Annotated in this window: 17 protein-coding genes; 2 read left to right on the top strand and 15 right to left on the bottom strand. The window is 64.7% G+C overall.

Features of this window, described 5'->3' with window-relative positions:
- Positions 1-18: 18 nt before the first annotated feature.
- The 10 genes from pcaDC to IED13_RS17415 form a co-directional block, all read right to left on the bottom strand.
- The gene (gene pcaDC / locus IED13_RS29245) at positions 19-1,209 is read right to left on the bottom strand and encodes a bifunctional 3-oxoadipate enol-lactonase/4-carboxymuconolactone decarboxylase PcaDC (RefSeq protein WP_191124908.1); all 1,191 of its coding nucleotides are present in this window, start codon (positions 1,207-1,209) and stop codon (positions 19-21) included.
- A gap of 9 nt (positions 1,210-1,218) precedes the next feature.
- Entirely contained in the window at positions 1,219-2,358 is a 1,140-nt protein-coding gene (locus IED13_RS17455; RefSeq protein WP_191124907.1) for a lyase family protein, read from the bottom strand.
- A 13-nt stretch (positions 2,359-2,371) separates the two neighbouring features.
- Positions 2,372-3,073, bottom strand: a complete 702-nt coding sequence (pcaG, locus tag IED13_RS17450) for a protocatechuate 3,4-dioxygenase subunit alpha (protein ID WP_248312647.1) — start codon at positions 3,071-3,073, stop codon at positions 2,372-2,374.
- Positions 3,057-3,776, bottom strand: a complete 720-nt coding sequence (pcaH, locus tag IED13_RS17445; protein ID WP_260368450.1) for a protocatechuate 3,4-dioxygenase subunit beta — start codon at positions 3,774-3,776, stop codon at positions 3,057-3,059. Before pcaH ends, pcaG begins: the two co-directional genes overlap by 17 nt.
- A complete protein-coding gene (locus tag IED13_RS17440; protein WP_191124906.1) occupies positions 3,773-4,438 on the bottom strand; it encodes a 3-oxoacid CoA-transferase subunit B in 666 nt (221 codons plus the stop codon). The genes pcaH and IED13_RS17440 overlap by 4 nt, the downstream gene beginning before the upstream one ends.
- Positions 4,438-5,145: a CoA transferase subunit A gene (locus IED13_RS17435; RefSeq protein ID WP_191124905.1), complete on the bottom strand. Its 708-nt coding sequence runs from the start codon at positions 5,143-5,145 to the stop codon at positions 4,438-4,440. Before IED13_RS17435 ends, IED13_RS17440 begins: the two co-directional genes overlap by 1 nt.
- A 3-nt stretch (positions 5,146-5,148) precedes the next feature.
- Positions 5,149-6,105 carry a DMT family transporter gene (locus IED13_RS17430; RefSeq protein WP_191124904.1) on the bottom strand — a complete coding sequence of 319 codons (957 nt, stop codon included), beginning with the start codon at positions 6,103-6,105 and terminating at the stop codon, positions 5,149-5,151.
- Positions 6,098-6,913, bottom strand: coding sequence for an ABC transporter permease (locus IED13_RS17425; RefSeq protein ID WP_248312646.1), 816 nt, complete (start codon positions 6,911-6,913; stop codon positions 6,098-6,100). The genes IED13_RS17430 and IED13_RS17425 overlap by 8 nt, the downstream gene beginning before the upstream one ends.
- Positions 6,914-6,939: 26 nt before the next feature.
- On the bottom strand, positions 6,940-7,905 hold the full coding sequence (locus IED13_RS17420; RefSeq protein WP_191124903.1) for an ABC transporter substrate-binding protein: 966 nt from the start codon (positions 7,903-7,905) through the stop codon (positions 6,940-6,942).
- A gap of 65 nt (positions 7,906-7,970) precedes the next feature.
- Positions 7,971-8,963 carry an ABC transporter substrate-binding protein gene (locus tag IED13_RS17415; protein ID WP_191124902.1) on the bottom strand — a complete coding sequence of 331 codons (993 nt, stop codon included), beginning with the start codon at positions 8,961-8,963 and terminating at the stop codon, positions 7,971-7,973.
- A gap of 498 nt (positions 8,964-9,461) precedes the next feature.
- On the opposite strand from IED13_RS17415, the gene IED13_RS17410 reads away from it, so the two are divergent.
- Positions 9,462-10,799 carry an alpha/beta fold hydrolase gene (locus tag IED13_RS17410; protein WP_191124901.1) on the top strand — a complete coding sequence of 446 codons (1,338 nt, stop codon included), beginning with the start codon at positions 9,462-9,464 and terminating at the stop codon, positions 10,797-10,799.
- A gap of 229 nt (positions 10,800-11,028) precedes the next feature.
- On the opposite strand, the gene IED13_RS17405 is transcribed toward IED13_RS17410, so the two are convergent.
- Genes IED13_RS17405 through IED13_RS17395 form a run of 3 tightly spaced genes read right to left on the bottom strand, consistent with a single transcriptional unit; the run spans position 11,029 to position 13,711 of the window.
- Positions 11,029-12,099 carry a LysR family transcriptional regulator gene (locus tag IED13_RS17405; protein ID WP_191124900.1) on the bottom strand — a complete coding sequence of 357 codons (1,071 nt, stop codon included), beginning with the start codon at positions 12,097-12,099 and terminating at the stop codon, positions 11,029-11,031.
- Positions 12,066-12,821 (bottom strand): ABC transporter permease, encoded by a 756-nt coding sequence (locus IED13_RS17400; RefSeq protein WP_191124899.1) that lies wholly within the window; start codon positions 12,819-12,821, stop codon positions 12,066-12,068. The genes IED13_RS17405 and IED13_RS17400 overlap by 34 nt, the downstream gene beginning before the upstream one ends.
- A 2-nt stretch (positions 12,822-12,823) precedes the next feature.
- Positions 12,824-13,711 (bottom strand): ABC transporter ATP-binding protein, encoded by an 888-nt coding sequence (locus tag IED13_RS17395; RefSeq protein WP_248312645.1) that lies wholly within the window; start codon positions 13,709-13,711, stop codon positions 12,824-12,826.
- A gap of 271 nt (positions 13,712-13,982) precedes the next feature.
- On the opposite strand from IED13_RS17395, the gene IED13_RS17390 reads away from it, so the two are divergent.
- Positions 13,983-14,486 (top strand): MarR family winged helix-turn-helix transcriptional regulator, encoded by a 504-nt coding sequence (locus tag IED13_RS17390; protein WP_191124898.1) that lies wholly within the window; start codon positions 13,983-13,985, stop codon positions 14,484-14,486.
- Positions 14,487-14,618: 132 nt separating this feature from the next.
- On the opposite strand, the gene IED13_RS17385 is transcribed toward IED13_RS17390, so the two are convergent.
- On the bottom strand, positions 14,619-16,406 hold the full coding sequence (locus IED13_RS17385; protein ID WP_191124897.1) for a thiamine pyrophosphate-binding protein: 1,788 nt from the start codon (positions 16,404-16,406) through the stop codon (positions 14,619-14,621).
- Positions 16,407-16,495: 89 nt separating this feature from the next.
- Entirely contained in the window at positions 16,496-17,956 is a 1,461-nt protein-coding gene (locus IED13_RS17380) for an aldehyde dehydrogenase family protein (protein ID WP_191124896.1), read from the bottom strand.
- Positions 17,957-17,982: the final 26 nt, after the last annotated feature.

Below are 17,982 nucleotides of genomic sequence, written 5' to 3'. Positions count from 1 at the left end.
GATCTTCCCTGTCACTCGTTAGGATGTTGGCTTTTCGCCGTCGATCTCGGCGATGAGTTCTGCGGCCTCTGCGAAGGCGGTGTTGCCGGCGGGTACGCCGGCATAGATCGCCGTCTGCATCAGCACTTCCTTGAGATCGTCCTGCGTGAAGCCGCCGCGGCTCAAGCCGGCGCGGACATGCAGGCGAAACTCCTCCCAGCGGCCGAGGCTCGCGGTGATGGCGAGCACCAGCAGGCGGCGCGTGCGGTCGTCCAGCCCGGGCCGACTCCAGATCTCCTGCCAGGCGATGCGCGTGATCATCGCCTGGAACTCGGCGTTGAACGGTGTCCGGTTGGCGAGGGAGCGATCGACCCAGGCGTCGCCCAGCACGCGGCGGCGGTTCTTAAGACCGGCCTCGAACAGCGTTTCGGCGGCGTCGCCGGCGTCCGGTCCCGGCGAGAGGAAGCCGCGCAACGCTCCGACCAGCGCCGCGGGAGCCTCGATGGGCGGGAGGTGGGAGCTGTCGAGATGCACATGGCTCGCGCCGGGAATGGCGGCCAGCAGCTTCTCGCCATGGCCGGCGAGGGGCGTCGAGACGTCGCGCTCGCCAGTGACGACCAGCACCGGGCCGGCGATGCCCGGAAGCCGGCCGATCACGTCCATGTCGCGGATGGCGGCGCCGGCCCCGGCATAGCCCTGCGCCGACTGGGCGACGAGATTGCGCTTGAGGCTCGCTGCGACGGCCGGATTCCCGGCTGCGAAAGCGGGCGACAGGAAGCGCTGCAGGGCGGCATCGGCGATGGAAGCGGTGCCGCCGGCACGCACCTGCGCGATGCGATCCCGCCAAACGGTGCCGTCCATGGTTGCCGAGGTGCAGATCAGGGCTATCGCCGAGACGCGCTCAGGGTGGCCGAGCGCCAGTTCCATCGCGATCATGCCGCCAAGCGAGACGCCGGCGATCGCGGCGCGCTCGATCCCGGCCGCATCCATGACGGCGGTGACATCACCGGCCAGCATCGACAAGATGTACTCGCCATCGGGTGCATCGGAGGCGCCGCTGCCGCGCGTGTCGATCCGCAGCGTGCGAAACGAGGCGAGGAGGCCGGGCATCGCTGCGTCCCAGAGCGACATGTCGGTGCCGATCGAGTTCAGCAGGACGAGAACCGGCCTGTCCTCGGCGCCTTCCAGCTTCCAATAGATGCGGGCGCCGCTGCTTGCTGCGAAGGGCATGACCTGTCCTCAATCGTTGATGACGAGAAGATCGGCAACCAGCGCCGCGCTCTCGCCGATATCCGTGCCGACGCCGGCTGCCGCGAGGTTGCGGGCGATCGCGGCCTCGTCGACCTCCAGCCCTTCCGCGACGGTCGCCATCGCCTCGGTAGCACCGGCCGCGAGCAGGAAGAGATCGGCGAGCGCCGGGCCTTCCGCCTGCCAGCCGCCCAGCCCGCGCTCCTGCTCGGCCGGCAGCCCGGCGAGGATGCCGGCAACGAGGCCGGGGGCGCGCAAAGCGGCCGAAAGGGTGATCTGGCATCCGGTGGGGTTGCGCTTGTGGGCCATGGCGGAGGAGCCGCCACGGCCAGGAATGGCGGGTTCGCGGGCCTCGCCTATGCCGTTCTGGGCGAGAAGCGAAACGTCCCGCGCCATCTTGCCGAGCGAGCCGATCAGGATGGCGAGCGCTGTCGCGATGCCGGCAATGCCGCCGCGGCGGCTCTGCCAGGGCGCGGCATCGGGGAGGGCCAGCATGGCCGCGAGGCGTGAGGCGATGGCGGCAGCCTTGCCGTCCAGTCCGCTGCGGGTTCCGGCCGCACCGCCGAATTGCAGTGTCGCGCTGGTTTCGACTTCACGGCTGAGCCGTGCTGCAGCCTCGGCGATGCCGGCCTGCCATTGCGCGATGCGCAGGCCGAAGCCGATCGGCAGGGCATCCTGCAGCAGGGTGCGGCCGATGGCGGGGGTCGTAGCGTAGCGCCCGGCAAGCGTGGCAAGCGCCGTTGCGAGGCGCGCGAGATCAGCGTCGAGCAGGCGGAAGGCGGCGCGGATCTGGCAGGCGAGAACTGTGTCGGCTACGTCCTGACTGGTCGCGCCCTTATGCAGCACTTTCGCGGGCGCTTCCGGCAAGGCGGCGCGCAGCCGCGCCACCAGCGGGATCGCCAGCGTGCCGGCGAGCGCCGCTTCATCGGCGAGTTCGGCCGGATCGATGACGATCGCGGCGCAGAGCTTCGCGATCGCCTCGGCTTCCGCCGCGCCAATCAGCCCTTCGGCCGCTTCCGTGCGGGCGAGACCCACCTCAAAGGCGAGCGCATGCCGCAGCGTGGCCTCGTCCGCGAAGACGGCCAGCATGGTATCGGTGGTTGCAGGGCGCTGCCTGAGCATAGCGCTCATGGTATCAGGACGCTCACAGATCGAAAAACACCGTCTCGTTCTCGCCGGCGAGGTTGATGTCGAGCCACCACGTTCCGTCCGGCTTGCGCTGGGCGATCAGGGTGTGGCGGCGGGCTTCCGGCACGAGGTTCAGGATCGGGTCGGTCTCGTTGCCCTCGCCATCGGCGAAGTAAAGCCGGGTCGGCAGGCGCTTCAGAAGCCCGCGGCCGAACACCGAGACGGCGACATGCGGCGCCTGCAGCGTATTGCCGGGGCCGGGCACGCGACCGGGGCGGATCGTGCGAAAGCGGAACACGCCGTCCTTGTCGGTCGAGCCGCGGCCGAAACCGACGAAATGCTGGTCGAGCGGCACATACTCGCGGGTATCGTCCGCGCTGGCATAGCGGCCGGCCGCATTGGCCTGCCAGATCTCGATCATGGCGTCGGGGATCGGCTGGCCTTCGGCATCGAGCACCGAGCCGGCGATCTCGATGACCTCGCCCTGCGGCGTGCCCGAGAGGTTGGACCCCGAGAGCAGGAAATGCTCCGGCGGCATCAGGTCGGGCCGGGCGCCCATCTCGGAGCGGCTGACGAGATCGGCGCCGCCCTTCCAGGGCAGCCCGTAATGGAAGTAGGGGCCGACGGTCTGCCAGGGCGTCTGGCCGAAGATCGACGGATCCTGGCTGTCCTGCCGCGGGGCGGCGTTGCGGCTCTCCAGATCAGTGGTCATCGTCATGGTCGTCCTCGAACGGCGTCTGGTCGCGGCCCTTGAGCACGATGTCGAAGACATAGCCCAGCGCCCAGTTCGGCACGGTAGCGTCGATGTCGAAGCGCGAGACCATGCGCTGGCGATAGGGCATCGGCACGGCATTCGCGATCGGGTCGATCTCGATCAGCGGATCGTCCGGGAAATACATCTGCGTCACCAGCCGGGTCGCGAAGGCGGGCCCCAGCAGCGAGAGATGGATATGGGCCGGTCGCCAGGCGTTCTTGTGATTGCCCCAGGGATAGGCGCCGGGGCGGATCGTGACATAGCGATAGCGGCCCTCGGCATCGGTAATGACGCGGCCGACGCCGGTGAAGTTGGGGTCGAGCGGCGCGGGCCAGTCGTCCTTGGCGTGGATGTAGCGGCCGGCGGCATTGGCCTGCCAGATTTCGACGACGGTGTTCGGCACAGGCCGGCCGTTCTCGTCGAGCACGCGGCCGGTGACGACGATGCGCTGGCCCTGCGGTGCAGCCTTGTGCTGCGTCGTCAGGTCCAGCATCGCAGGACCCATCAGCCGGCCCCAATCGCCAGGCCCGGTCACTTCCGTCAGCGTCTGCGGGATCGCGAGCGGCGCCTGCCGCGGGCTGCGCAGCACGGTCGAGCGGTAATCCGGCCAGTGAGAGGGGGGAGAGCCCTCATCGTTGGGCAAATACGGAAAGATGAGCCTGCTCACGCCGCCTTGTCCTGCTTTTCGGTGGCAACCGCGAAGGAGGCGGCCGTCTTGGCCTTGACCTCGTCGAGGCTGACGCCCGGGGCGAGCTCGATCAGGGTGAGGCCGCCGCCATTGGCCTTGTCGCAGGTCATGACGCAGAGGTCGGTGATGATCATGTCGACGACGCCTGCGCCGGTGAGCGGCAGGGCGCAGCGCTCCAGCACCTTGGATTCGCCGGCCTTGTTGGCGTGATCCATCACGACGATGACCTTCTTGACGCCGGCGACGAGGTCCATGGCGCCGCCCATGCCCTTCACCATCTTGCCGGGGATGGTCCAGTTGGCGATGTCGCCATTGGCCGCGACTTCCATCGCGCCGAGGATGGTCAGGTCGATATGGCCGCCGCGGATCATCGCGAAGCTATCGGCCGAGGAGAAGATGCTCGAGCTCGGCAGCATCGTGATGGTCTGCTTGCCGGCGTTGATCAGATCGGGATCGGCCTCGCCCTCATAGGGGAAGGGGCCGATGCCGAGCAGGCCGTTCTCGGACTGGAGCGTCACGTCGACGCCTTCGGGAATGTAGTTCGCCACCAGCGTCGGGATGCCGATGCCGAGATTGACGTAGAAGCCGTCCTTCAGCTCCTTGGCCGCGCGCGCGGCGACCTCCTCGCGGGTCCAGGCCATCAGGCTGCCTCCCTCTTGCGCTCGGTCAGCTTCTCGATGCGCTTCTCGTTGATGGTGCTCTTGATGACGCGGTCGACATAGATGCCGGGCGTCTGGATCGTATCGGGATCGAAGGACCCGACCGGCACGATCTCCTCGACCTCGGCCACGGTCACCTTGCCGGCGGTCGCCATATTCGGGTTGAAGTTCCGCGCCGTGCGCCGATAGATCAGGTTGCCGGCGGTGTCGGCCTTCCAGGCCTTGACGATGGCGAGGTCGGCCCGGAGCCAGGTTTCGCGGACATAGAGCTGCCCTTCGAATTCCTCGACCGGCTTGCCCTCGGCGACGACGGTGCCGACGCCGGTCTTGGTGTAGAAGGCCGGGATGCCGGCGCCGCCGGCGCGGATGCGCTCGGCCAGCGTGCCCTGCGGGTTGAGTTCCAGCTCCAGCTCGCCGGCGAGGTATTGCTGCTCGAACAGCTTGTTCTCGCCGACATAGGACGCGATCATCTTCCTGATCTGCCGCGTCTGCAGCAGCATCCAGAGGCCGAAGCCATCGGCGCCGGCATTGTTGGAGATGACCGTCAGGTCCTTCACGCCGGAATCGCGAATCTCGGGGATCAGGCTCTCAGGATTGCCCGACAGGCCGAAGCCGCCGGACATGATCGTCATGCCGTCGAAAAGCAGGCCCTCCAGCGCCGCTGCGGGGCCGTCATAGATCTTGCGCATCTTTTATCGCTTCTGGTGATTTAGCTGAGGTATTGCGGAGGGGCGCCTCGTTGCGAGCAATATGCCTCCCACGATCACGATGAAGGCGACCGGATGGTACCAGGCGAGACGCTCTCCGAGTAACGCAGCTGCAAGAATGGCGCTGAAGATCGGCATGAGGTGCATGAACATGCCGGTCGTTGCCGGGCCGAGCGTCGCGATCGAGCGGTTCCAGAAGACATAGGCCAGTATCGACGGGAAAATCGCAAAATAGATCAGAGCCGGCAGGCTGTGCAGCGTCGGCACAAAGATACCGCTCGCGGTTGTCTCGACCAGGACGAAGGGTAAGTGGAAGACAATGCCGAAGACGGTCGTCGCTCCGAGCAATGAGAGCGGTTTCAGGCCGAGCGGCCGGCGTCGGACGAGAACCATGTAGAGCGCCCAGAAGCTCATGCCGAGGACGACCAGGATATCGCCCCGACCCACTTCGAGATCGCCCAGAGCGAGAAGGTCACCGCGCGCGATCACGAGCACCGCACCAACAAGCGAGACGGTGATGCCGAGCGCCCGCAGCGGAAAGATCCGCTCGCCCAGAAGAACCCAGGCCAGAATGATCGTCACGACAGGCAGAAGCGAATTCACAAGGGCAGCATTGATGACCGTCGTGTGATGCAGCGCCGTGTAGATGAAGCAGTTGAACGCTGTGACACCGATTGCGCCGAGCAGGGCCAGGAACGGCCATTCCTCCCGCAGCCGCGAACGATCGAGCCGCAGCGAGGACCATGCGAAAGGCAGCATGATCGCCAACGCGAGCACCCAGCGCCAGAACGACATCTGGATCGGTGGAATGTCGTCGCGCATCATCCGCGCAATCAGGAAATTACCCGCCCAGAAGAGCGGAGGCAGCGCGGCGATGACGTAGGCCAGCGGGATGGGACTTGCCGCGGATGCGGCCGGCTTGCCCCTGTCGAGTTCAGCCATCGCTGCGCTTCTTCGCCATACGCACTTCGGTGTAGCGGCCGAGCACGGAGTTGACACCGACTGCCAACAGAAAAACGATCAGCAGCAATGCGTACATGCGGGGCATGTTGAAGGTCGTGTAAGTCTGGATGACGGCGTAGCCAAGCCCCTGGTTTGCGAGCTTGGTCTCTGCCAGCAACGTGCCCACGATGGCGACGCCGAGGCCAATGCGGATGCCGTTGATCACCGGCAGTCGCATCGCCGGAATATAGATCTTGGTCAGCATCTGGGCCGAGGTGAGTCTGAAGGTCATCCCCACACGGATCAGGACCCGATCGATCTCGCGCATGGACGCGGCGACGCTGACGGCCACCGGGAAGAAGCAAGACAGGGCACCCATCGCGACCTTGGAACCGGGGCCGACGCCGAACCACATGATCATGATCGGGAAGAAGATGATCTTCGGCGTCGGACCCAGATAATGCAGGAGCGGCTCGTATGCTGAGCTGAGGAAGCGGTCGCGTCCCAGCACAATGCCGACAAGAACTCCCGCGCCGCCGCCGATGGCGACGGCCAGTGCAACCTCGCCGAAGGTCACCGCGAGGTTGTGGTAAAAGCCGCGATCGATCAGCAGCATCGCCAACTCTCGGCCGATAAGCGGCAGCGGCGGCACCACGTCCCGATACAGCAGGCCCGAGCGGGCCAGGCTCTCCCATCCGATCACGATCGCCAGCACAATGGCGATGCGCGTCAGCATGACTGCTTGCCCTTCCGAAGGGCGTTTCCACGGCGTCGTACGAGACGGCATGGATCCGGCGGCCTGGTTCATGGCTCGGACTCTCGTCACTTGGGGTCTCAGCGGCGCGGCGGAATCTGGATCAGTTCGCCGAGCTGTTCCTTGGTGAGCGGCTGCGCGGTGTACTTCAGCGTCACGGCGTCCGGCACGATGGTGTCCAGCCCGACAATGCGATCGGGATCGAGCGCCTTCTTCGGAAAGAATTCATCGCGGGTACGCTTGGCGATCTCGAGAGGCACGCCGACGAAATCAGCATAGACCTTGAGGGCCTCGTCGCTCGCATACATTGCGTCCACGGTTTCCCGGTAGGCGAGCATGAAGCGCTCGAGCTGCTCCTTCTTGGACTGAAGCACCGACGTGTTCGTGATCAGCAGACGGACGGTCTGGTCCCGGAATGCCTGGGTGTTGTTTCCGGTCGCGATGACGCGGATTTCGCCCTTGCTGAGCTGTTCGAGGCCGAAGGGCGGCGCCGCCCAGCCGACGTCGATCTGGCCCGACATGACCTGCGTGAGCGTCGGAGCCGGCCCCCCGGTGGCGGTCAATTTCGCCTTCAGTCCGTTTTCCTTGACGAAGGCGTTGACGACGCCATGCGTCGAGGACCCGTTTGTCGAATAGGCGACTGTGCGCCCGTCGAAATCCTTCAGGGTTTTAACCGGTGAATCGGACTTCACGTACCAGTACAGATCTTGTCCGCCAGTCGTCTCGGCTCCGATGATACGGATCGGCGCGCCCTTGGAGAACGCCGAGAGCGCGCCCATGATGCCGCCGGCCACGCCGATGTCGACGCTGTTCGACAGCACGGCCTGCTGCGTCTCGCCGCCGCCTTGCGTGTACAGCATCTGAAGGTCGAGCTTGTGCTTCTTGAAGATGCCAAGCCGTGTGCCGATTTCGGCGACCGAGGTATCCCAGTTGCCGCGCTGGCCGACCGCGAGCTTAAGCTGATCCTGTGCGCTTGCCGGACCTGCCGCGAGTGACAGAAGACCGGCAAATGCGCCCGCCAGAACCGTTCGCTTCGTCAAGGTCATATCTTTCCTCCCTCATTTTTTGATGGTCATCGCAGATTTCTTGGATGCTGCGTTTGCCGTGCACGTTAGATCTTGAAGGCCTCCAACGTGGGAGCGGGAAACAGATCCTCGACGCCAAGGCGCCGCGACGACAAGCCATGCGTGTGATGCGCCTGAAGGAACGCGTCCAGCACGTGCCGGTTCGCCTCGACACCATAGGACCAGAAATCGTTGCCCATCAGCTTCTTCGCCGATTGCAACTGCTCCTCGACGAATGGCAGCGTAACCTTCGTGGCCGATGTATCGGTGAGCCGCGAGAGAGCGATCCGCTTCGACTGCTCGAACGCCTTCAGGAGAGCGGCCGGCAGCCATGGCTGGTCTTCGACGATCGTGCGTCGCGCACCGATCACATGCATGATCGGGAAGATGTTCGTGCGGCGGTAGTAGTCGGAGGCCGCCGCCGTAGGCGTGGCAAAGAGTCGTGCGATCTTCAGGTGGCCCGCCTCGAAGGCGGAGGGCGCCCTCGGGCCGATAAAGCCGTCAATCTCACCGTCGGCCAGCATTTGGTTTAGGGATCGGTCCGCGGGAGCCTGCTCGACCCGGATGTCAGAGGGGAGTGAAACCGCGATCTTCTCCGCGCGCCCGGGCTGTTCGATACCACCGCGGACCCATGTCACGTCGGTGGGCCGCACGCCATAATCGTCCTCGAGCATGGAGCGGATCCAGACGCATGCCGTGAGCTGGTACTCGGGGCACCCGATACGCTTCCCCTTCAGGTCCTCCGGCTTCTCGATCCCGCGGTCGGTCCGGATGAATATCTCGGAATGCCGGAACGCGCGCGACACGAACGCAGGCACGCCCACATACGGGTTGGTCCCGTGATCGACCTTCACCGCGAAGCTCGACAAGGATGCCTCGCAGACGTCGAATTCGGCATGCCGGAATGCGCGGAAGAAGATCTCCTCCGGGAAAAGCTTCATGAACACGGGGTCGACACCGTCGATCTGAACTTCGCCGTCAAGCAATGGTCTATTGCGGTCGTAATCTCCGATCGCGATGGAAAGTCGCAGCTTCGACAATTCTTCCTCCCGAGGCGGGCATCATCGGCCCAGCTTTCAGGCAGGATGCGCCCGGGGCGCGGCTCGGACAAAGACTTCTGCGAGATGCCAGTGAGACCTCGACGGTTTGGCGCCCGTCCTCGTCGCGCCAGCGTCACGCGCACCGTGCAGGCGATCAGCCTCTCCGTAAGGTTCTGTTCGCCGCAGCGGCCCGTCGAAGATTCCGGATGGCGCTACGACCTTCAAGACGATTTTCTTATACGAGAAGGAACCAAAATATACTTGATGTCGCTGCTGAAAGGCGCGGTCATCGTGCCCGACCCAACGCTGGGATGCGATCGATGATGCCGTGATCTCGGCTGGGCGACTCTCGACGTTTTAGCATCGCACAACAATGCATGTCCGCGCGGCGCGGATCCTTTTGCAACGGCACCGCGTCTCTCTGCCGCTGCGTGCGCGAGGGGGGCGGTACCGTCCACCAGGGGAAGGCGCCGCAGCGGAGATCAGGGAGGAATATCCATGACCAGATCATTCCGGGCCATCACCCTCGCGCTGCTGGCAGGCGCGGTTCTCGCCGCCCCCTCGGCGGCGAGAGGCCAGGAGGCAGGCCAGGGGAAGCGCACCTACTTCGCCCTGGGTCCAGCGACCGCCGTCTATGCGGAGCCCGCCGCGCGCGCCAAGGTCGCGGCCCTCGTCATCCATCGCACCGCCAACTACACCACGCATATCGCCTGCAATGAACTGCCGAAGCGTGGTATCGCGGCCCTGTGCATGAGCACGCGCTTCACAAACAACGAGTTCGCGGTCGACTGGGACCGGATCGCGCTGGACGTGAAGGCCGGCGTCGAATTCCTGCGCAAGCAGCAGGGTATCGAGAAAGTCGTGCTGTTCGGCCATAGCGGCGGTGGCCCGACCACAAGCTTCTATCAGGCGGTGGCTGAGAACGGACTCGGCTTCTGCAAGGATCCGCAGAAGCTGGTGCCCTGCCGCGACGATCTCGCCGGAATGCCGAAAGCCGACGGCCTGATTCTCGCCGATGCTCATCCGGGCGTGCCGGTCATTCTGCTGCGCAGCCTGAACGGGTCGGTGCTCGACGAGACGGCCGGCAAATTCGATGCCGCGCTCGACCCGTATCTGACGAGTAACGGCTATAGCGCGACAGCGTCGTCAACCTATTCGCCGGAATTCCAGACCCGCTATTTTGCTGCGCAGTCGGCGCGCATGAACGCGCTGATCGCGACCGCACAAGGGCGCGTGAAAGCCATCCGGGAGGGCAAGGGGACCTATCCGGACAATGACCTGTTCGCCATCCCGCATGGCGGTAATCCCGGCGCGGGTCCCGGCGGCGCATCGCAACTGCACAGCCTCGATACGGCGATCTCGCTTCGGCGCACGCGCGCGCCGCAGAAACTGGTGCGCAACGACGGCAGCATCGTCGAACAGATCGTCACCTCCGTCAGTCCGCCAGAACTCGACACGAAGGAGACGACCAACAGCTTCGATCGCGGCACAAAAATCCTGTCGCTTCGCTCGTTCCTGAGCACTCAGGCCGTGCGCTCTAGCAACTCTCTCGATGGTATCGACCATTGCTCCAGCAACAATTCCACCATTTGTGCGGTTCGCTCGATTGCCGCACCGACGCTCGTGGTCGGCATGGGGGGCTATCTGTTCATTCGCGACTCCGAAGAGGAATACGAGAACAGCGTCGCCGCCAAAAAGGAACTCCTTTTCATCGAGGGCGCCAGCCACGGCTTCACCCCGTGCCGGAACTGCTCGGCCGACCCTGACGCCTATGCGAACAGCGTGCGCAACCTGTTCGACCAGGTGAAGAACTGGGTCGACGCGACGATGCGCTGAGGGGCTGGTACGGGCCGCCGTTGCCAGAATATGCGTGGTTTCGATGGGGCCGCAGCGTCCTTCCGGCGCATGCCGGGAATGGGCTCGGAATTCAGAACCAAGGCCATCTGCGTCGACCAGCCGCGGCATTCGCGTGCTGTTCGGCGGCCCGCGTCGGTTCTGGGTTCCGGGCTCGATCCTATGGACCGCCCCGGAATGACGGCGTGTTTCGAAATGAAGTCCGCGCGCTCTAGATACCCACGCGCCGCGCCAGGGGGCCCAGGGAGTCGAGCAGGCGCCGCACGATCCCATCGATGAAGTGATCGATCAGATCCTGGCTTCTGAAAGAGGCCGCGTTAGATGGCCTCAGCAGATAGAGGGTTCGGGTCAACGGGATATCGGACACACGCTGCATCACCAGCTTCCCGGCCCTTATCTCCTCACTGGCGGTGCCGTAGGGCATCATGCTGGCAGCCGCTCCGCGCACCACCAGGCTGCGCATCGCCGGAATCGATTCCGCCTCGTAGACGATCCTGAGATCGAGCGAATAGCGGGCTGCGGCGTCTCTCAGCAACCGCTGAACCATGTCGCGCTCGCCGGCCTGCACGAGGTCATGAGAGAGCGCGTCCGCCAGAGTTAGGGTAGGGGGCAGAGGCTCTCCCGTCGCCGGACGAGCAAAGATCAGCTCCTCCACCAGCAGCGGGCGTCGGCTGACTCCGGGGCGGGCTTCGTCCACGCCGTAAGCCAGCGCATAGCTGAGCTCGCCCTGTTCGAGGGATGTCGTCAGTGCCCGACTCAACGCTTCGACGAGGCTCAACGATACGGTGGGCATCGTCCGTTTGGCATTGAGCAGCATGTCGGGGTCCATCTGCAGCATGATGCTGGGCGTGAGGCCCAAGATCATCATCTCTTGTTCGGGACTGACATTGCCGATGATTTCGCGCTTGAGCTCCTCCACATCCTGCAGGATACGGCGGGCCCGATCGAGCAGAAGCCTGCCGGCCTCGGTGAGTTCGACGCCGCGCGAGTGGCGCACCAGGAGTTCCGTCTTGAGCTCCTGCTCGAGCTGACGGATCTGCAGACCGAGCGCTGGCTGTGCGACGTTGAGCTGTTCGGCAGCCCGGGTGATGTTGCCGACTTCCGCGATCCGCACGAAGTAGCGCAGCTGCCTGAGATTGATCGCTTCCTCCTGTCGATGTTCGCCGTTGCGCCGGAGTATGGCGCAGACGGGCGCACTCAGGAAGGCGTCGGCCCTGTGCCGGCGCGGCTGCGGCAGCCGAGCCTGATTCAGCGTGCGGGTCGCATCCAGCGCTCGAGCCATTCCAGGGCCGAGAAAATGACGACGCTCACGAGTATGACGAAGATGATCGTTGCGAAGACGCCGGGCAGATCATAGCGTTCGGCCAAGTCGTTGATGAGCTGACCAAGACCACCGAAGTTGATCAGGAACTCTACGCCGATGAGATTGATCAAGGTGAAGATCAGGCCCAAACGTATTCCGGTGAAGATCGTCGGTATCGACGCCGGAAACTGGATCTTCCAGAACAGCTGCGACGGATTCAGATTGTAGGTGCGCCCAACGTTTAAGAACGTCTTCTTCACGCCCTGGAAGCCCTCGATGGTCTTGAGCACCACGGGCGCGAGTCCCGCGACGAATCCCATCGCGATGATTGTCGCGGAGCTTCGTCCAAAGATGACCAGGAAGAGGGGATAGGCGAGCACAATCGGCGCTGCGGCGGCAGCTGCGATCCAGGGTTCCACTGCAAGTTTGAGAATGCGTCTCTCGTGCAGAAAGATTCCGAAGCCGACACCCACGATAATGACGAGCAGACTTGCCGCGACTGCCTCGGATCCGGTCACAAACAGCCGATGAGCCAGTTGCTCCTCGCTAAACAGGCGGCCGAAGCTGCCTATCACGGCGGAGGGAAACGGGATCACGAACTGGTTGAGCAGCCCGGTGTAGAGCAACAGCTCGACACCGCACAGCACAAGCCCAACGGTGGCCAGCCCGAATATGATCGGAGGAAAAGCGAGGATCCGCATCGTCAGCCTTTTCTCGCGCGGGCTGCTTCCTCGGCATCGGCCATTCCGCGCGATGCCTCTTCTCGCAGATCGTTCCAGATCTCTGCCACATACCGGCCGAACGCATCGCTGCCGACGACATCGCTGCTGCGTGGGCGCGGCAGGCGGATGTCGACGATCCGCTTCACCTTGCCGGGACGGAACGTCATGATCAGCACCCTGTCCGAGAGCTGCACGGCTTCGGTGATGTTGTGGGTGATGAGCAGCGTCGTTTGCCGAAGATCCTGTTGGATCTTGAGGACTTTGTCGCCCAGCAGCACACGGGTCTGTTCGTCGAGTGCAGCGAAAGGCTCGTCCATCAGCAGGATCTTGGGCTCGAACACCAGCGTCCGGGCCAGCGCGACGCGCTGGCGCATGCCGCCCGACAGTTCCGACGGGTAGCGCTGCTCGAAGCCAGAAAGGCCGACCATCTCGATGAATTTGCGGGCCGTCGCGTGGCGTTCTTCCTTGCCCACACCCTTCACTTCGAGCGGAAAGGCAACGTTGTCGATGACCGTCCGCCAGGGAAAGGTCGATTCTTCTTGGAATACCATGCCGATGGACGGATGCGGGCCCGAGACGCTCTCGCCGCCGACGGTCACGGTGCCTTCATAGCCGCCTACAAGGCCGCCCATGATGTTGAATACCGTTGACTTGCCGCAGCCCGACGGGCCGATGATCGAAACGAATTCGCCGCGCTTGATCTCGAACGACATGCCATCGACAGCAGTCACAGTTCCTTCGCGCGTGTCGAAGCGCATCGAAACGTCCTTGATGACGACATCGATCTCGTCGATGGTCTCGCTCGCAAGACGCAGTTTGGCGTTAGCCCCCCGCATGTGCCTTTCGTCCTCCAGATCGTTGCCGCTCATGAGTTGCGCCCCTGCATCCTGTCACGCCAGTGCGTGTCGGGGCGTTCGGCCCATGCGGTCTTGAATGGATTGATGGCAGGCATTCATCTCCTCCAGCGAGGTCGTTCTCGAAGGTTGCCCGCTTGTAGGCGACGCTAGGGTGGCCCCTCACCGTGGTCCAATACTATATCGCTTTGTCTTCCAAACATTTGCGTAGCGGTCGAAACGGCAACAAAATGCCGTGCTCCAACGTCCAATGGGCGTTAAGGTCCGATCGAAAGAACGGAGTGAAATGCCCGAAACAAACTCAAAGGCCCCTGTGCCGCCCGCCGAGCAGCGCTACGATCTCCCGCTCGAGGGAAGCGTCGGCTATCAGCTCCGGATGGCCAACAGAGCCGTGCAGCGCAATCTGCAATCGCAGATCGAGCCGCATGGTGTCACGCTAGGCATGTGGTATTTCTTGCGGGCTCTCTGGCTGGAGGACGGCCTGACCCAGCGAGAACTTTCCCAGCGAATCGGAACCATGGAGCCGACGACGCTGTCCGCGCTGGCGACAATGGAGAGGTCCGGTCTCGTGACCCGTGAGCGGGATCCGCACGACCGGCGGAAGCTCTGCGTCAGGCTGACCGAACGTGGCCGCTCGCTGCAGTCGAAACTGATACCCTGCGCCAACGAAGTCATCGAGCGCGCGACAACCGGGATGAGCGGCGAAGAAAGGGCTCGCCTGATCAGTTGCCTGGCGCAGGTGCAGCGAAATCTGGCGGACGCGCCTTCCGGGGGCAGAGACATCGACTGAGGCGCCATGCGTTAGAGCAGGCGCATGGGGCCGGGTTTCACGGGCCACCCTGCGCTGGAGCAAGTCGAATGCTCCAGCGTCCCGCCCGCGCCAGCCATATCGGAAAGCGGGCTCTGCTTCTGTGTCGGCGAATTAGTCGCCGACTTTTCCGGTGCCTTCGCGCGTCATCCCTGCTGCCATGGCCGGGTTGTAGCCCGGCTTCACCCGTGCATCGATAACGACCGACGCGCCGTTGCGAGCAGCCTCGACCCCTTTCCGGATCGCATCGATCAACGCGTCTGTGGTCGAGACTGGCCCGATCCCGACAAGTCCCTGAGCGCTGGCCATGGCGGCGATGTCGATGTCGGGATCTCCGATACGCTGCCCGATCCACTTGTTCTCCACCGGCCGATCGCGCGTGCGCGCGACGCGTTCCTGATGGATCTCGTCATTGTAGAATGAGCGATTATTGGCGACGATGGCCAGGAAAGGCAGCTTGTAGTGTGCGGCTGTCCAGAACGCGGAAACGCCCATCATCGTATCGCCGTCGCCCAGAACGGCTACGGGCAATCTGTCTGAGCCGGCAAGCGCGAGCGCTGCGCCGGCCAGCATGCCGGGCCCCGACCCGATGCCGGCGCCGCCATCGGTGCCGAGATAGTCGAGCGGATGGCGGAAGTGCCAGCTTTCACCGGCCCAGCCGAGAGGCAGCCGGACAAGCGACACGACTTCATCGCGCAGCACTGTGCCCATCGCCGCCGCGAGCGAGACGATGTCGAGCTCGCGTGATTCGCCGGGCAGGTCGAATGCCGGCAATGCCGTCAGGTCGGCCGGCTCGGAACCAGGACCGACGCCGAGTTCGTCAGCGAGCAGATGGAGCGCCGCGTTCGGATCGCTGCTGAAATGCAGGTCGGCGGGCGGCAGCGCCTGGTGGTCCATGCTCCAGCCGTTGTGAAGCTGATGGTCGAGCTGGATATTGATGATCTTGGTCGCGGCCGAACAGCCGCCCTGTTTCAGGGTGCCGGCGAGATCGACCCAGTCGAGCGCCAGGATGACGTCGGCGTCCGCGATCCGCTTCGCGCCGGTCTCGTCGAGGAAGTGCCCAGGCTTGGCGCAATGCAGCCTGTGATTGGTCGGGAAGGCTGCGCCCACCTTGATGTCCGTGAGCACCGACGCGTTCAGCGCTTCCGCGAGGGCCACGCGACGCGCCCAGTCGCGGGTGCTGCGCGAAACCCTGCCGATCAGAAGCATCGGCCGCTCGGCGTTCCTCAGAAGCGTCGCGGCGGCTTTGATGTCCTGGGCCGCCGGGATACCGGGGGAGGGCAGGGCGAAGCGTTTGGGATCGGGCAACTCGGGCATCTGCTCCAGGCGGCGCTCCTGCATGGAGACATCGAGGCAGACATAGGTCGGCGCCGCCGGTGCGGCGCGGGTGATGTTGTTCGCCCGCACCAGAGCCTCCAGCGCAGCTGGGACGGAGACCGGCTGATCGTCCCACTTGATATAGGGGCGGATCATGGCGGCCTGGTCCTTGGAGGTGTGCAGCCAGTCGATCCAGGGGCGGCGCTCGGCAGCATCGACGGGACCCGTCGCGCCGAGGATCAGCATCGGCACGCGGTCGCACCAGGCGTTGTAGATCGCCATCGTGCCGTGCATGAGCCCGACATTGCTGTGCAGCACCACGCCCATCGGCCGCTCGGTGACCTTGGCGTAGCCGTGAGCCAGAGCGACGGCATGCTCCTCATGCAGGCAGAGCAGCATCTGGGGGTCCTGGTTACCCAGGTGGTTGACGAGGCTGTCATGCAGCCCGCGGAAGCTCGAGCCGGGATTGAGCGCGAGATAAGGAATGTCCAGCAGCCGCAGCATCGAGGCAATGGCGTCGCTGCCCCAAATGCCGTTGTCCTGCGATGCGACAGGCGTGTCGATGCCGTCGATCGGAGTGCTCATCGTGTATCCTTTGCTTGTCTGGTCGGCAATCGGGCCGTCCGAGGGCCGCAACGCAGGGTCTCGCATGTGATTGGATGCCACGGCGCCGGTCAGCCGCCGCGGAGGCTCACATGGACGTTCTTCTCCTGGGTGAACGCGAGGAGCTCGCCCAGGCATTCCTCGCGGCCCAGCCCGGACTGCTTCCAGCCGCCGAAGGGCGCACCGAGAAAATGCTTGGAGACCTCGTTCACCCAGACAAACCCGGCCTCGACGGCAAGCGCCGTGCGATGGGCCTTGCGCAGGTCGTTTGTCCAGATGGAGCACGTCAGGCCATACTCGACCTCGTTGACCTGGCCGAGCATCGTCGTCTCGTCATCCCAGGGCAGGACTGCAAGGACCGGCCCGAAAATCTCCTCGCGAGCGATGCGCATCGTCGGCGTGACATCGGCGAAGATGGTGGGCTCGACGTAAAATCCCTTCGTCAGTGCCGGATCAGTGGGCGCAGCACCGCCGGTTATGAGCCGTGCTCCCTGTTCCTTCGCCGAGGCGATGTATTCCAGGACGCGCGCGTGCTGCTGCCGGCTGATGATGGCGCCCATGGTAGTCCGGTCGTCCGTGGGGAGGCCCGGGACATAGTGCCCGGCCAGCGACGGCAGCCTGGACAGCACATCCTCGTAGATGTCCCGGTGGATGAACGCGCGGCTCGTCGATCCACAGGACTGGCCGCACCAGGTGAAGTTCATTCCGCCGATCACGGCCGAAGCCACGGTCGCGGGGTCGGCGTCGGGGAACGCGATCAATGCGTTCTTGCCGCCGAGTTCCAGCAGAACCGGCTTGATGGTGTCGCTGGCAGCCTTCATCACGGCACGACCGGCGCCGACGCTGCCGATGATCGCGATCTTGTCCACCCCCGGGTGGGAGGCAAGGGCCGCGCCGGCCTCGCGCCCGCCGGGCAGAACGCTGAATACGCCCCTCGGGAGGATATCCTGTACCAGTTCGGCCAGGCGCAGCGAGGAAAGCGGCGCCTGCTCGGGCGGCTTGACGATGACCGTGTTACCCGCTGCCAGCGGGGCGGCGATCTTGCCGGCGCAGAACATGAAGGGATGATTGAAGGCGAGGATGCGCGCGACGACACCCAGGGGCTGACGGAGCGTCATGTTGATGACGTCCGGCCCCATCGGGATGGTCTCGCCCTTCATCTCCGTCACGAGCCCGGCGAAATAGTCGAGCTGCGCGGCGGCGATCGTGGCATCGCCCATCATTTCCCGAACCGGATTGCCGCAATTGGCTGCGTCGAGGGCCGCGAGTTCGCGCGCATTGGCACGGACGACGGCCGCGACTTCCTTCAGCAGACGGGCCCTTTCGAGCGGGGCGACGCCGCGCCACGAGAGAAAGGCCTGCCGTGCGGACTTGACCGCGGCATCGACGTCGCTGGCGCCAGCCTCCGCAACCTCGGCGATCGGCTCGTCGAGGCCCGGATTGGACGTTGCGGCGTAGCGCCCCGATATCGGATGGCGCCATTCACCCCCGTAGTAGAGGCTGCGGCCGGCCGGAGCTGGCTTGTCGAGCATAAGAAGACCCCAATGCGTTTCCAGGG

The sequence above is a fragment of the Allobosea spartocytisi genome, assembly GCF_014764685.1.
Taxonomy (GTDB): domain Bacteria; phylum Pseudomonadota; class Alphaproteobacteria; order Rhizobiales; family Beijerinckiaceae; genus Allobosea; species Allobosea spartocytisi.
Note: the sequence above shows the minus strand (reverse complement) of the source record. Positions and strands in the feature narration are given on the sequence as shown.

What these genes read in the sequence shown, in the direction of transcription:
- IED13_RS17405 (WP_191124900.1), bottom strand. Translation starts at nt 12,099, where the DNA reads ATGGCTCGAGCGCTGGATGCGACCCGCACGCTGAATCAGGCTCGGCTG.
- IED13_RS17380 (WP_191124896.1), bottom strand. Translation starts at nt 17,956, where the DNA reads ATGCTCGACAAGCCAGCTCCGGCCGGCCGCAGCCTCTACTACGGGGGT.
- IED13_RS17420 (WP_191124903.1), bottom strand. Translation starts at nt 7,905, where the DNA reads ATGACCTTGACGAAGCGAACGGTTCTGGCGGGCGCATTTGCCGGTCTT.
- IED13_RS17430 (WP_191124904.1), bottom strand. Translation starts at nt 6,105, where the DNA reads ATGGCTGAACTCGACAGGGGCAAGCCGGCCGCATCCGCGGCAAGTCCC.
- IED13_RS17425 (WP_248312646.1), bottom strand. Translation starts at nt 6,913, where the DNA reads ATGAACCAGGCCGCCGGATCCATGCCGTCTCGTACGACGCCGTGGAAA.
- pcaG (WP_248312647.1), bottom strand. Translation starts at nt 3,073, where the DNA reads ATGACGATGACCACTGATCTGGAGAGCCGCAACGCCGCCCCGCGGCAG.
- IED13_RS17435 (WP_191124905.1), bottom strand. Translation starts at nt 5,145, where the DNA reads ATGCGCAAGATCTATGACGGCCCCGCAGCGGCGCTGGAGGGCCTGCTT.
- IED13_RS17440 (WP_191124906.1), bottom strand. Translation starts at nt 4,438, where the DNA reads ATGGCCTGGACCCGCGAGGAGGTCGCCGCGCGCGCGGCCAAGGAGCTG.
- IED13_RS17400 (WP_191124899.1), bottom strand. Translation starts at nt 12,821, where the DNA reads ATGCGGATCCTCGCTTTTCCTCCGATCATATTCGGGCTGGCCACCGTT.
- IED13_RS17395 (WP_248312645.1), bottom strand. Translation starts at nt 13,711, where the DNA reads ATGAGCGGCAACGATCTGGAGGACGAAAGGCACATGCGGGGGGCTAAC.
- IED13_RS17390 (WP_191124898.1), top strand. Translation starts at nt 13,983, where the DNA reads ATGCCCGAAACAAACTCAAAGGCCCCTGTGCCGCCCGCCGAGCAGCGC.
- pcaDC (WP_191124908.1), bottom strand. Translation starts at nt 1,209, where the DNA reads ATGCCCTTCGCAGCAAGCAGCGGCGCCCGCATCTATTGGAAGCTGGAA.
- IED13_RS17385 (WP_191124897.1), bottom strand. Translation starts at nt 16,406, where the DNA reads ATGAGCACTCCGATCGACGGCATCGACACGCCTGTCGCATCGCAGGAC.
- IED13_RS17410 (WP_191124901.1), top strand. Translation starts at nt 9,462, where the DNA reads ATGACCAGATCATTCCGGGCCATCACCCTCGCGCTGCTGGCAGGCGCG.
- IED13_RS17455 (WP_191124907.1), bottom strand. Translation starts at nt 2,358, where the DNA reads ATGAGCGCTATGCTCAGGCAGCGCCCTGCAACCACCGATACCATGCTG.